Raw genomic sequence first — 12,508 nt, forward strand, 5'->3', positions numbered from 1 at the left:
GGAGCCGGGGGCGCGGTGGGGGGGCGGGGGTTTTGCCCCCCGACGGCCCGCGGCGGCCCACGCCCCCCCCGCCCCCGCCCCCCCCCCGGCACGGGGGCGCCCCGGCGCGCCCGGAGCGGTTCAGCCCCGGAAGACGTCCTTGACGTTCTCCCCGGCCTGCTTGGTGCTGGCGACCTTCTGGTCGGCCTGCCCCTCGGCCTGCAGGTCGCGGTCGTCGGTGGTCTTCCCGGTGGCCTCCTTGGCCTTGCCGGCCGCCTTCTCCGCGGCGTTGTTCAGCTTGTCCCCGATGCCCATGTGGACGCCCCTCTCGGTGATCGACGGATCCCCACGCTAGGTCGGCGCGGGCCCGGGCGCCCGTCGAGGAGGCGCCGGGGTGCGGCAGCATGCGCGCATGGACGCCGAGAGCACCACCACCTCCACCGCGAGCACCACCAGCGGCCCCTGGGGCCGCACCCGCCGCGGTGAGCCGGTCGAGCGCTGGGAGCTGCGCCTGCCCTCGGGCGCGGGTGCGTCCGTGCTCACCCGCGGTGCCGCGCTGGCCTCGCTGCGGGTGCCGGACGCCGCCGGGCACCTGGCCGACGTGGTCGTCGGCCTGGCCGACGTCGCCGCCTACGAGGAGGCCTCGGGCTACCCGGGCGCCGTCGTGGGCCGGGTGGCCAACCGCATCGCCGGCGGCCGGTTCGTCCTGGACGGCACCGAGCACCGGGTCCCCGTCAACGACGGCGCGCAGGCGCTGCACGGCGGCGCGGAGGGCTTCGACCAGCGGGTGTGGAGCGCGCGGGCGGTGGACGTGCCCGGCGGCGCGGGCGTGCGCCTGGAGCTGGTCTCCCCCGACGGCGACATGGGCTTCCCCGGCCGGCTGGAGGCGGCGGTCACCTACGCGCTGACCGAGGAGGACGGCGCGGTCGTCCTGGCGCTGGAGTACGAGGCCCGCGCGGACGCCCCCACCCCCGTCAGCCTGACCAACCACGCCTACTTCAACCTCGACGGCGCGGGGTCCGGCAGCGTCGAGGACCACGTCCTGCAGCTGCGCGCCGCGCGGTACCTGCCCGTGGACGCCGGTCTGGTCCCGGCCGGCGGGCCCGCCGACGTGGCGGGCACCCCCTTCGACTTCCGCGAGCCGACCCGGGTGGGCGACCGGCTGCGCGAGGCGGACGAGCAGCTGCGCCGCGCGGGCGGCTACGACCACGACTGGGTGCTCGACGAGCCGGCCCCGGGCCGGCCCGGCACGGCGGCCGTGCTGCGCGCCGGCCGCAGCGGGCGCGTGCTGACGGTGACGACCGACCGGCCGGGCGTGCAGTTCTACTCCGGCAACTTCCTCACCGGCGCCTGGCGCACCGCCGACGGGCGCGCCGTGCGGCAGGGCGACGCGCTGTGCCTGGAGACGCAGGCGCACCCGGACGCCGTGAACCAGCCGGAGCTGGGCGACCCGGCCGGCGTGGTGCTGCGCCCGGGCGCGGTGTGGCGCTCGACGACGGCGCTGCGCTTCACGACCGGCTGAGACGGGGCCGGCGGGCCCGGGCGCGGAGCCCGGGCCCGGGCGCGCTCAGGCCCGGCGGACGGTCAGCTGCGGGGGCGTGCGCAGGGTCTGCGCGATGACGCAGTACCGCTCGGCGAGGGAGACCATCTTCGCCTCGGTGGCCTCGTCGGCGTCGGAGGTGAAGTCGAAGGTGACGGTGACGTCGGTGATGCCGACGGGCACCTCGCGCGAGACGCCGAGGGTGCCGCGCGCGTCCCAGGTCGCCTCGGCGGTGACGGAGGCGTTGCGCAGCTCCACGCCCATCGCGGTGGCGACGCTGCGCAGCGTCACCCCGGCGCACGCGGCGACGGCCTCGCAGAGCATGTCGGCCGAGCAGGCCTCGGTGCCGTCGCCCCCGGCGGCCGGGTGCAGGCCGGCGCGCGTGGTGCCCGCGAAGCCGTCCACGGACACGCCGATGGAGGCCCCGTCGAGGACCGCGACGGCCCTGGCGGGCACCGCCGCGGTGGCGGGGTCGTCGCGGTACTTGTCCTTCAGCGGCTTCTGCAGGGCCCTCAGCTCGGTCGCGTCCACCGGGCGAGGATAGGCCGCCCCCGCGGGGCGGGCGACCACCCCCGCGCTCCGCGCGGGTGCCCGCCGGTGCCCGGGGACCCGGACCGCGCGAGCATGGGGCCGTGAGGTGGACGACGGCCGTGCGGCAGCTCGAGAAGGTCGCCGCCGGGTGCGCGCACGCGGCCCGGCTGCCGTTCCTGGGTCTGCGCGTGGACGAGGCGTGGGTGCACGGCCGCCTGCTGGGCCCGCGCGCCGAGGACGTCCCCGACGACGCGGTGGCCGTGGCCCTGGTGTGCGACGCGCAGCGCGCCGACGTGCCCTGGGGGCGCGCGCCGGCCGGCGCGCAGCACTGGCTGGGCGCCGCCGGCCTGGCGACGCTGCCGGTCGCGGTGGTCTTCCGCTCCGCGGCCGGGCCGGTGGCCGGGCACGCCGTCCAGCGGCCGGTGCGCTTCTGGAGCCGGGAGGGCGGTGCGGACGAGGACGTGCTGGGCGCCGTGCGCGACGGCGGCGCCGGGCGGCTGCGCCCACCGGCGCCGGAGCCGGAGCGGGCGGCCGCGGGCCTGGCCGAGGAGGCGCGGGTGTCGCTGGCCGCGCTGCGCCGGGCGAGCGCCGACTACCGCGAGCACCGGTGGGGCGGGGGCTCCCCCGTGGCGCGCGCCGACGTCCTGGCCGACCTGGTGGCGGGCTGGCTGGACCTGCTGGACGCGGGTGCCACCGGTCTGACCGCGCCGCCGCCGGGCGCGCCGGGCGGGCGGGGGTCCTAGGGTGCGGGCGTGAGCGAGGAGAAGCTGCGCTACCGGCTGCTGACGGGACCGGACGACCGGTCGTTCTGCGAGCGCGTCAGCGCCGCCCTGGCCGAGGGGTACGAGCTGCACGGCAGCCCGTCGGTGACCAGCGTGGACGGGAGGGTGGTGGCCGCGCAGGCCGTCGTGCTGCGCACCCCGCCGGCGCCGCGCACGCTGCCCGCCTGAGCCCGCGGGACCGGCCGGCGAGCCGGGTCAGTCGGGGCAGACCGCCCGCCAGGCGTCGGCGCGCATCTCGAAGCGCTCGTGCGTCTGCTCCGCGCTCACCTCGCCGTCGGAGTTCAGCCGGAACGGCCCGCCCGCGGAGGTGACCTCCACGACGCGCCCGCGGGCGGTGCGCACGTCCTGCCGCTCGACGTGGACGCCGTGGCGCAGCCCGGCGGCGAAGCCCACGCGCGCCAGCGGACCCGTGGAGGTGGACACGACGACGTCGGCGACGCCGTCGTGCGGGTCGGCGCCGGGCACCAGGGGCGCGCCGCCGCCGATGCTGCCGCCGATGCCGATGGCGACCAGGAGCACGGGGTCGTCCGGGTCGGCCACCCGGCGCCCGTCGACCTCCACCCGCAGCCGGTAGCCGCGGCCGATGCCGACACCGGCCCACACGGCCCCCGCGGGGTAGGCCGCCGGCCCGAGGAGGCCCTTGAGCCGGCTCGCGCGCGCGGTGGCGGCGGCGCCGATGCCGGCGTGGACGGTGTTGACGGTGATCCGGTCGCGGCTGTCGACGAGCAGCTCCAGGTCGCGCGCGCACCCGCCGAGCGCGGTGCGGGCGGCGCGCACGGGGTCCAGCGGCAGCCGCAGGGAGCGGGCCAGGTCGTTGCCGGTGCCCAGCGGCACGATCCCCAGCGGGCCGACGTCGCGGGCCGCCCCGGCGCTCCACAGCACCTGCAGGGCGGCGTGCAGGGAGCCGTCGCCGCCCATGAGCACCACGCGGCGCCCGTCGTGCTCGAGCAGCGCACGGCGCAGGTCGTCCAGGGTGGCGGTGCGCCGCAGCTCCACGGGGGCGCCGCCGCTGCGGCGGCGCAGCTCGTCGAGCACGGCGGCCACCGTCCGCGGCTGCGCCGAGCCGGCGCCCGCGTTGACGACGGCCACGACGCCCTCGACGGCCGGGCGCGCCGGTTCCCCCGCCGTCCCGTCCGCCGGTCCTGCTGATCCCGCTGCTCCCACGAGGTCCTCCTGTCCTGTCCTCCGGCGGTGCCAACGCCGGGCGGACCGCGGTCGTGCCCGGACGCGCTCAGCCGGGCGGTCCGGCCGCGCGGCCGTCGCCGCGCTCGGCGACCACCGGCGTCCCACCGTCCCGGCGCAGCACGACCCGGCCCTCCAGGACGGTGCTCACCACCCGGGACGTGACGTCCAGCGGGTCCCCGGACCACAGCACGAGGTCGCCGTCCAGGCCGGGCGCCAGGGACCCGACGCGGTCGTCGAGGCCGAGCAGCCGCGCCGGAGAGGACGTCAGCGCGCGCAGCGCCTCGTCGCGGTCCAGGCCCTCCCGGACGGCGACGGCGGCCGTCAGGGCCAGGTGCTGCACGGGCACGACGGGGTGGTCGGTCGTCAGGGCCAGCGGCACCCCGGCGGCGGCCAGCGCGGCGGGCACGGCGGGCGTGCGCCCGCGCAGCTCGGCCTTGGAGCGCGAGGTCAGCAGCGGGCCGACGACGGCGGCCGCGCCGTGCTCGGCGAGGAACCCGGCGACCAGGTGGCCCTCGGTGACGTGCTGCAGCAGCAGCCGGTAGCCGAACTCCTCGGCCAGGCGGACCGCGGTGACGAGGTCGTCGGCGCGGTGGGCGTGCTGGTGCCACAGCAGCTCCCCGTCCAGGACGCGCGCCAGGACCTCCGCGTCGCGGTCGGCGCCCGTGGCGGGCAGGAGCTCCTGACCGGAGGCGAGGCGCTCGGCGCGCCGGGCGGTGAGGGCCTGCGCGGCGGCGAAGGAGTCGCGCAGCGCCGCGGCCACGCCCATCCGGGTGCCGGGGCCGGGGTTGCCGGCCTTGCGGGGGTTCTCCCCCAGCGCGCTCTTCACCCCCAGCGGGGCGCGCACGAGCACGTCGAGGACGGTGCGGCCCCACGTCTTCAGCGCGGCCGTCTGCCCGCCGACGACGTTCGCCGAGCCGGGCATCACCACGGCCGTGGTGACCCCGCCGGCCAGGGCGTCGGCGAAGCCGGGGTCGGCGGGGTCGACGGCGTCCAGGGCCCGCAGCCGCGCCCCGCGCGGCTCGCCCTTCTCGTTGACGTCGGCGCCGTGCCAGCCCTCCCCCTCGGCGTGCACGCCGAGGTGGGTGTGCGCCTCGACGAAGCCCGGCAGCACCCAGCAGCCGGTGGCGTCCAGCACCGGAACCCCGGCGGGCACGGCGACGTCGGGGCCGACGGCCGCGACGACACCGCCGCGCACGAGCACGGTGACCGGCTCGCGCTCGCCCGCCCACCCGGGCGTCATCCGCAGGACGCTGCCGCCGACGACGGCCAGGTCGCGCCCGCGCGGGGTGGTGCGCGGGGCGCCCGGCGCGGCGGGAGGCGGGGCGGGCGGGACGGGGACGGTCACCGGGCCAGCCAACCAGCGGCCCGGTGACCCGACCACCGCGCGCACGTCAGCCGGCGCGGCCGCCCGCGCCGACCGCCGGGGCGCGCCCGTCGCGCCCGTGGTGCCCCTCGTGCCCGTCCAGCTCGGCGCGCACGGTGCGGGCGGCGGCCACCAGCGCGCGCAGCGCCGGCTCGACCTCCGCGTAGCCGCGGGTCTTCAGCCCGCAGTCCGGGTTGACCCACACCTGGCGCGCGGGCACGGCGGCCACCGCCAGCCGCAGCAGGTCGGCGACCTCCTCCTCGCCCGGCACGCGCGGGGAGTGGATGTCGTACACGCCGGGGCCGATGCCGCGGGCGAAGCCCTGCCGGGCCAGGTCGGGCACGACCTCCATGCGCGAGCGAGCGGCCTCGATGCTCGTGACGTCGGCGTCCAGTCCGTCGATGGCGTCGATGACCTCGCCGAACTCCGAGTAGCACAGGTGGGTGTGCACCTGGGTGGCGTCGCCCGCCCCGGCGGTGGCCAGCCGGAACGAGCCCACCGACCACTCCAGGTAGGCGCCCTGGTCGGCCTCGCGCAGCGGCAGCAGCTCGCGCAGCGCCGGCTCGTCGACCTGCACGACCCGGGTGCCGGCAGCCTCCAGGTCGCCGACCTCGTCGCGCAGCGCCAGCGCCACCTGCCGGGCGGTCTCGCCCAGCGGCTGGTCGTCGCGCACGAACGACCACGCCAGGATCGTCACCGGGCCGGTGAGCATCCCCTTGACGGGCCTCGCGGTGCGCGACTGCGCGTGCTGGGCCCAGCGGACGGTGATCGGCTCGGGGCGGACCACGTCGCCGAAGAGGATCGGCGGGCGCACGCAGCGCGAGCCGTACGACTGCACCCACCCGTTGCGGGTGACGGCGAACCCGTCCAGGTGCTCGGCGAAGTACTGGACCATGTCGTTGCGCTCGGGCTCGCCGTGCACGAGGACGTCGAAGCCGAGGTCCTCCTGCAGGGCCACGACGCGGTCGACCTCGGCGCGCAGGAACTCCTCGTACGACTCGGTGGCCAGTTCCCCGCGCGCGTGGGCGGCGCGCGCGGCGCGGATCTCGCGGGTCTGCGGGAACGAGCCGATGCTCGTGGTGGGCAGCAGCGGCAGGCCCAGGACCTCCTCCTGCGCGGAGCGGCGCACCGCGTAGTCGCTGCGGCGGAACGCCTCCGGGGTGAGGGCGGCCAGGCGCTCGCGGACCTCGGGGCGCACCACGCCGGGGGCGCCGGCCCGGTCGGCGCGCACGCGGGCGCTCGCGGCGAGCGCGTCGGCGACCGCCGTCTCGTCGCGCAGCGCCCGGCCCAGGACGACGACCTCGGCGACCTTCTGGTCGGCGAAGGCCAGCCAGCTGCGCAGCCGCTCGTCCAGCTGCGGCTCGTCGGCCACGTCGTGCGGGACGTGCAGCAGGGACGTCGACGTGCCCGCCGCGACGTGCGCGGCGGCCGGTTCCAGCGCGCGCAGCGACGCCAGGGCGCGCGGCAGGTCCCCCGCCCACACGTTGCGCCCGTCGACGACCCCGCCCACGACGAGCGTGCCGCGCAGCGCCTCGCGCAGCCCCGCACCGGCCTCCCCGTCGACCTCCGGCAGCCGGCCGCGCACGAGGTCGAGGCCGACTCCCTCCACGCCGGTGCGGGCCAGCGGTTCCAGCAGCTCCCCCAGGTCCCCGTAGGGGGCGGCCACCAGCAGCTGCGGGCGCTGCGGCAGCGCGGTCAGCCGCTCGTAGGTGCGGCGCACCAGCCCCGGCAGGTCCGCCACGCCGGCGGTGGCGGAGTCGCTGACGAGGGCGGGCTCGTCCAGCTGCACCCACGTCGCGCCGGCGGCCGCGTGGGCGGCGAGCAGGTCGGCGTAGGCGCCCAGCAGGTCGTCCATGCGGTCCAGGGGCCGGAACCCGGCGGGCGCGCCGTCGGCGGGCTTGGACAGCAGCAGGAACGTCAGCGGCCCGACGAGGACGGGCCGGGTGAGGAAACCGTCGGCCAGCGCCTCGGAGAACTCGCGCACGCTGCTGTCGTCGGCGAAGCGGAACTCCGTGCCCGGACCGATCTCGGGGACGAGGTAGTGGTAGTTCGTGTCGAACCACTTCGTCATCTCCAGCGGCGCGTCCGCCCCGCGCCCGCGGGCGATGGTGGAGCGCCCGGCGACGTCCACGCGCCCGTCGGGGCCGACGACGTCGGCGAAGCGCGGCGGGACGGCGCCGACGGCGACGGCCGCGTCGAGGACGTGGTCGTAGCTGGAGGCCGCCGAGGGGATGGACGCGTCGTGGGCGTGCAGGCCCAGGGCGTTCAGGCGGCGCAGCGTGCGCGCGCGCACGGCGGCCAGGGCCTCCTCCGTGGCGGCGACGTCGGCGCGCCCGGCCCACAGGGCCTCCAGCGCCTTCTTCGCCTCGCGGCGCGGGCCGGTGCGGGGGTAGCCGAGGACGGTGGCGTCCCAGCCGGTCCCGGTGCGGTCGGTGGGGTGGTCGGTGGTGCTCATGCGGTGCCTCCAGCCGGCTGCGCGGCGGGTTCGGGGAGGGGTGCCTCCGGGGAGCTGCCGGCCTGCGGCCGTCCGGCCGCCGGCGGGACCGTCGGGGTCCGCGTGTCGAGGTGGGCGCCCTCGAGCAGGTCCAGCGCGTGGTCGTGGGAGTTGAAGGTGTAGACGTGCACGCCGGGCGCGCCGGCGTCGAGGAGCTCGCGGACCAGCCGCGCCCCCCAGGCGGTGCCGGCGCGGCGGCGGGCGGTCTCCCCGGACTCCTGCGCCGCCTCCAGGACGGCGAGCAGCTCGCGGGGCACGGGCACGCCGGTCAGCTGCTGCAGGCGCAGCAGCCGGGCCGGGTCGGTGGTGGGCACGACGCCCGGCAGCACCGGGATCGTGATCCCGGCGGCGCGGGCGCGGGCCAGGTGGTCGGCGTACTCGCTCGCGCGGTAGCAGACCTGCGCGACCGCGAAGTGGGCGCCGGCGTCCTGCTTGGCGCGCAGCGCCGCCAGGTCGTCCGGCCCGCCGGAGGGGAAGGCCGCCACGGCGATGCTCAGCGGCTGCTCGTCCACGGGCCGGGCGCCGCCGCGCTGGGCGAGGTGGCGCCGGTCGGCCACCTGCAGCAGCTCCACGAGGTCGCAGGCGCGGTGGACGCCGTCGGGGTGCGGGCGCCAGTCCTCCTGCCCGGTCGGCGGGTCCCCGCGCAGGGCGAGGACGTCGCGGACCCCGGCGTCGAAGAACGCCGTGGCCAGCTCGACGACCTCGCGCCGGGAGGCGCCCACGCAGGTCAGGTGCGCCAGGACGGGCACCGGGGTGCTGGCCAGCACGTGCCGCACGAGGTCGGCGCTGGGCCCGCGGGTGGCGCCGGAGGCCCCGTAGGTGACGGAGAAGAAGTCCGGCAGGACGGCGGACAGCTCGGCCACGGTGCGGTGCACGGCGTCCACGCCCGCCGCCGAGCGCGGCGGGTACAGCTCGAAGCTGACCGTGGGCCGGTCCGTCCCCCGCAGGCGCGGGGCGAGGCTCACCGCGGGGCCCGGGCGCCGGTGCGGGCGGGGGTGGCGGGGATGGCGTGGGTGCGTGACATCGACATCGGAACTCCATCGGCCTGGCGTTAGCACCCTCGCCCGGGCTCGGGGGGTTGCTGCGGCGTCACGGAGCCAGGACTCTCGACCGCTCTGGATGGGCTGCGTCGATGCTAGGGGCACGGGGCCCCCGCTTCAACACCCTTCGTGTCGGCCGCGCGCTGGGCGTGCCTGATCGCCCGAGCGGGTGAGGTGCGGACCGCCGCCCCGGCGGGTCTTCCGGAAGCCCTCTCGGCGCGTTCTGTGGTCAGGAGTCTCGACGTCGAGCTACCGTCGGCGCCCTCACAGCCGGGGCTCGGGGTCCCGGCGCTGACGAGGAGGTCACCGTGAGCACGACCGACCACGGCCGGTCCGGGCCGGCCGGCGAACCGCCCGGCGGGTCCGGGCCCCTGGGCGGGCGCACGCCCTACCAGGAGGTCCAGGACTCCCCCGAGTTCGCCGCGCTGCGACGGCGCTTCCGCCGCGTCGTCTTCCCCCTGACCGCGCTCTTCCTGTTCTGGTACCTGCTGTACGTGCTGCTCGCCGACTACGCGCACGGCTTCATGAGCACGCGCCTGGGCGACAGCAACATCACGATCGGGCTGCTGCTGGGGCTGAGCCAGTTCGTCATGACGTTCGCCATCACCACCGTGTACGTGCGCTGGGCGAACAAGAAGTTCGACCCGGCGGCCGAGGAGCTGCGCGAGCGGATCGAGGGGGTCCGGTGAGCACCTTCGCGACGGGCCTGCCCACCGCGGCGGCCGCGGGCACGGACATCGGCAACCCCTGGGTCAACATCGCCATCTTCGGCGCGTTCGTCGCCGTGACGCTGACCGTGGTGCTGCGGGCCAGCAAGAACAACCGCACGGCCGCCGACTTCTACGCCGGCGGGCGCGCCTTCACCGGCCGGCAGAACGGCGTCGCCATCGCCGGCGACTACCTGTCGGCCGCCAGCTTCCTGGGCATCGCCGGCGCCATCGCCCTGTACGGCTACGACGGGTTCCTGTACTCGATCGGGTTCCTCGTCGCCTGGCTGGTGGCGCTGCTGCTGGTCGCCGAGCTGCTGCGCAACACCGGCCGCTTCACGATGGCCGACGTCCTCAGCTTCCGGCTGCGCGAGCGGCCCGTGCGCACGGCCGCGGCGATCTCGACGCTGGCCGTGTCGTTCTTCTACCTGCTGGCGCAGATGGCCGGCGCGGGCGGGCTGGTCTCGCTGCTGCTGGGCATCGACTCGCGCGCCGGGCAGAACGTCGTCATCGCCGTCGTCGGCACGCTGATGATCCTGTACGTGCTCGTCGGCGGGATGAAGGGCACCACCTGGGTGCAGATCATCAAGGCGTGCCTGCTGGTCACCGGCGCCGGGATCATGACGGTGTGGGTGCTGAGCCGGTACGGCTTCAACCTGTCCGACCTGCTCGGGGCGGCCGTGGCCGCGCCCGGCTCGGCCGGCGAGGCGCTCATCGGGCCGGGCGCGCAGTACGGCGCCAGCGAGGTCTCGAAGCTGAACTTCCTGTCGCTGTCGCTGGCGCTGGTGTTCGGCACCGCGGGCCTGCCGCACGTCCTCATGCGCTTCTACACGGTGCCCTCCTCCAAGGAGGCCCGCCGCAGCGTCGTGTGGGCCATCTGGATCATCGGCATCTTCTACCTGTTCACACTCGTCATCGGCTACGGCGCCGGCGCGATCGTGGGCGCCGAGGTCATCCGGGCGGCGCCCGGCGGCGTCAACTCGGCGGCACCGCTGCTGGCGTTCGAGCTGGGCGGCACGATCCTGCTGGGCATCATCGCGGCCGTCGCGTTCGCCACGATCCTCGCCGTCGTCGCCGGTCTGGCGATCACCGCGAGCGCCTCCTTCGCGCACGACATCTACGCCAGCGTGCTGAAGAAGGGGCAGGTCGACCCGGACGGGGAGGTGCGGGTGGCGCGGCTGACGGTCGTCGTCATCGGTGCCGTCGCCATCGTCGGCGGCATCTTCGCGCAGGGGCAGAACGTGGCGTTCCTCGTGGCGCTGGCCTTCGCGGTCGCGGCGAGCGCGAACCTGCCGACGATCATCTACTCGCTGTTCTGGAAGGGCTTCACCACCCGCGGGGCGATGTGGAGCATCTACGGCGGGCTGATCTCCTGCCTGGTGCTCATCGCGTTCTCCCCCGTCGTCTCCGGCAAGGTCGACCCCAACACCGGCGCGAGCCTGTCGGTCATCCGGGACACCTCGGTCGACTTCTCGTGGTTCCCGCTGGAGAACCCGGGCCTGGTGACGATCCCGCTGGCCTTCTTCCTGGGCTGGCTGGGTTCCGTGCTCGGCAAGGAGCGCGGCAACGAGAAGCGCGCCGCCGAGATGGAGGTGCGCTCCCTCACCGGCGCCGGGGCGGAGAAGGCCGTCCAGCACTGACGCCGTCGCCGGCCCCGTCGCGGGGCGGGGCCGGCCGGTCAGCGGGGCGGGTGCCGTCGGGCACCCGCCCCGCTGCCGTCCCCGCGCCCGTCCGCGCGCCGGCGCCCGGGCGCCTGCGCTGCCCCAGGACGAGGGTGCGGGTCAGCGCCCAGCGGCGGGCCACCAGCTCGACGAGGACGCCCACGGCCAGCCCGGCCAGGACGCCCAGCAGCAGGTGCAGCGGTACCGACTCCACGCCCAGGCGCTCCAGGACGACGCGCGCGGCCGAGGTCCCGAACACGTGCGTGGTGTAGATCGTGAAGGAGAAGGCGCCCAGGGCCACCAGCGGGCGCACCCGCCACGGCACGAGCAGCAGCGCCAGGCAGGCGCTGAGGCCGACCGCCGCCCCCACCGGGTCGCGCCGCGAGGGCACCGGGTCCACGACACCGAGCAGCCCCAGCAGCACCCACGCCGCCAGGGCGAGGGCGACCAGCACGACGCCGGCGCGCAGGGCGAGCGGAGCGGTGGTCAGGGAGAAGCGCTGCGCGGCCAGGCCGGTGAGGAAGAACGGCAGCAGGAACAGGGCGCTGCGCAGCCCCAGCGGGTCCACGCCGAACGGCACGAGCACGTCGGCGGCGACGGCCGCCACCACGAGCGCGGCCACGACCGCCGGGCGGGCCAGGCGCCCCGCGACGTCGAGGACGCCGACCAGCACGAAGATCCAGAAGACGGCCTCGAGGAACCAGAAGTGCGCCACCGGCAGGACGTGCCACAGGTACCAGGGCGTCCCCGCACCGCTGTTGGCGGCACCGGCCGCGAAGAGGGCCTCGCGGAACAGCGCGAACGCCGTGCCGACGACGAGCATCGGCACGAGCAGGCGCCGGGCCTTGCCGCGCACGAAGCGCCCCAGCCCCTGGCGCACGGGCCGGTACGCGTAGACCACCCCGGACAGGAACGTGAACAGCGGCATCCGCAGGTGGTCGAAGGCCGAGACCGCGCGCGACCACGGGTCGTCGGCGGCCAGCTGCAAGCCGTCGGCGGGGGTGCCGCCGCGCACGTGGTAGGCCACCAGCAGGACGCAGGCCAGGCCCCGCAGCGTCTCCACGCGCGCGTCGCGCCCGCGGGCGGGCGCGGGCCGGCCGGCCGCGGCGAGGGGGGTGGTCGGCACGAGGTGCTCCTCGGAGGTGGCGGGCGGGACGCTCGCCGTCGAGTGGTCGCAGTCTGTGCCGCCCCCTCACCGGGTGTCAAAGACGGGGCACCGCCGCCGA

General features: G+C 77.1%; 12 protein-coding genes and 1 riboswitch. Of the genes, 5 read left to right on the forward strand and 7 right to left on the reverse strand.

Annotated features, from left to right (window positions below; genetic code table 11):
• Window positions 1–120: 120 nt before the first annotated feature.
• The gene (locus ACRYMY_RS11275; RefSeq protein WP_432547351.1) at window positions 121–294 is read right to left on the reverse strand and encodes a CsbD family protein; all 174 of its coding nucleotides are present in this window, start codon (window positions 292–294) and stop codon (window positions 121–123) included.
• A 97-nt stretch (window positions 295–391) separates the two neighbouring features.
• Between ACRYMY_RS11275 and ACRYMY_RS11280 the strand changes: the two genes are divergently transcribed.
• Window positions 392–1,501 carry an aldose epimerase family protein gene (locus ACRYMY_RS11280; RefSeq protein WP_432547352.1) on the forward strand — a complete coding sequence of 370 codons (1,110 nt, stop codon included), beginning with the start codon at window positions 392–394 and terminating at the stop codon, window positions 1,499–1,501.
• Window positions 1,502–1,546: 45 nt separating this feature from the next.
• Here ACRYMY_RS11280 and ACRYMY_RS11285 read toward each other — a convergent pair whose 3' ends face one another.
• Window positions 1,547–2,050, reverse strand: coding sequence for an OsmC family protein (locus ACRYMY_RS11285; protein ID WP_432547353.1), 504 nt, complete (start codon window positions 2,048–2,050; stop codon window positions 1,547–1,549).
• 101 nt (window positions 2,051–2,151) lie between these two features.
• On the opposite strand from ACRYMY_RS11285, the gene ACRYMY_RS11290 reads away from it, so the two are divergent.
• On the forward strand, window positions 2,152–2,793 hold the full coding sequence (locus ACRYMY_RS11290) for a DUF7711 family protein (RefSeq protein ID WP_432547354.1): 642 nt from the start codon (window positions 2,152–2,154) through the stop codon (window positions 2,791–2,793).
• 9 nt (window positions 2,794–2,802) lie between these two features.
• Window positions 2,803–3,000, forward strand: coding sequence for a DUF1737 domain-containing protein (locus ACRYMY_RS11295; RefSeq protein ID WP_432547355.1), 198 nt, complete (start codon window positions 2,803–2,805; stop codon window positions 2,998–3,000).
• Between the two features lie 27 nt (window positions 3,001–3,027).
• Here the strand turns inward: ACRYMY_RS11295 and ACRYMY_RS11300 are convergent, their stop codons facing one another.
• From ACRYMY_RS11300 to ACRYMY_RS11315, 4 genes are all read right to left on the reverse strand, one after another.
• Window positions 3,028–3,996, reverse strand: a complete 969-nt coding sequence (locus tag ACRYMY_RS11300; RefSeq protein WP_432547356.1) for a diacylglycerol/lipid kinase family protein — start codon at window positions 3,994–3,996, stop codon at window positions 3,028–3,030.
• Window positions 3,997–4,063: 67 nt separating this feature from the next.
• Window positions 4,064–5,257 carry an amidohydrolase family protein gene (locus ACRYMY_RS11305; RefSeq protein ID WP_432547401.1) on the reverse strand — a complete coding sequence of 398 codons (1,194 nt, stop codon included), beginning with the start codon at window positions 5,255–5,257 and terminating at the stop codon, window positions 4,064–4,066.
• Window positions 5,258–5,408: 151 nt separating this feature from the next.
• Entirely contained in the window at window positions 5,409–7,835 is a 2,427-nt protein-coding gene (gene metE, locus ACRYMY_RS11310; RefSeq protein WP_432547357.1) for a 5-methyltetrahydropteroyltriglutamate--homocysteine S-methyltransferase, read from the reverse strand.
• Complete coding sequence (locus tag ACRYMY_RS11315; RefSeq protein ID WP_432547358.1) at window positions 7,832–8,839, reverse strand: methylenetetrahydrofolate reductase; 1,008 nt, start codon at window positions 8,837–8,839, stop codon at window positions 7,832–7,834. Before ACRYMY_RS11315 ends, metE begins: the two co-directional genes overlap by 4 nt.
• Window positions 8,840–8,908: 69 nt before the next feature.
• Window positions 8,909–9,000: riboswitch (SAM riboswitch) on the reverse strand.
• A gap of 222 nt (window positions 9,001–9,222) precedes the next feature.
• Here ACRYMY_RS11315 and ACRYMY_RS11320 point away from each other — a divergent pair.
• A complete protein-coding gene (locus ACRYMY_RS11320) occupies window positions 9,223–9,603 on the forward strand; it encodes a DUF485 domain-containing protein (protein ID WP_432547359.1) in 381 nt (126 codons plus the stop codon).
• Entirely contained in the window at window positions 9,600–11,261 is a 1,662-nt protein-coding gene (locus ACRYMY_RS11325) for a solute symporter family protein (RefSeq protein ID WP_432547360.1), read from the forward strand. Before ACRYMY_RS11320 ends, ACRYMY_RS11325 begins: the two co-directional genes overlap by 4 nt.
• Here the strand turns inward: ACRYMY_RS11325 and ACRYMY_RS11330 are convergent.
• Complete coding sequence (locus tag ACRYMY_RS11330) at window positions 11,224–12,408, reverse strand: acyltransferase family protein (RefSeq protein ID WP_432547361.1); 1,185 nt, start codon at window positions 12,406–12,408, stop codon at window positions 11,224–11,226. The two genes, ACRYMY_RS11325 and ACRYMY_RS11330, sit on opposite strands and share 38 nt — an antisense overlap.
• Window positions 12,409–12,508: the final 100 nt, after the last annotated feature.

Origin of the sequence: Kineococcus haloalkalitolerans (assembly GCF_050871905.1) — a bacterium.
In the GTDB taxonomy this organism is placed as follows: Bacteria; Actinomycetota; Actinomycetes; order Actinomycetales; family Kineococcaceae; genus Kineococcus.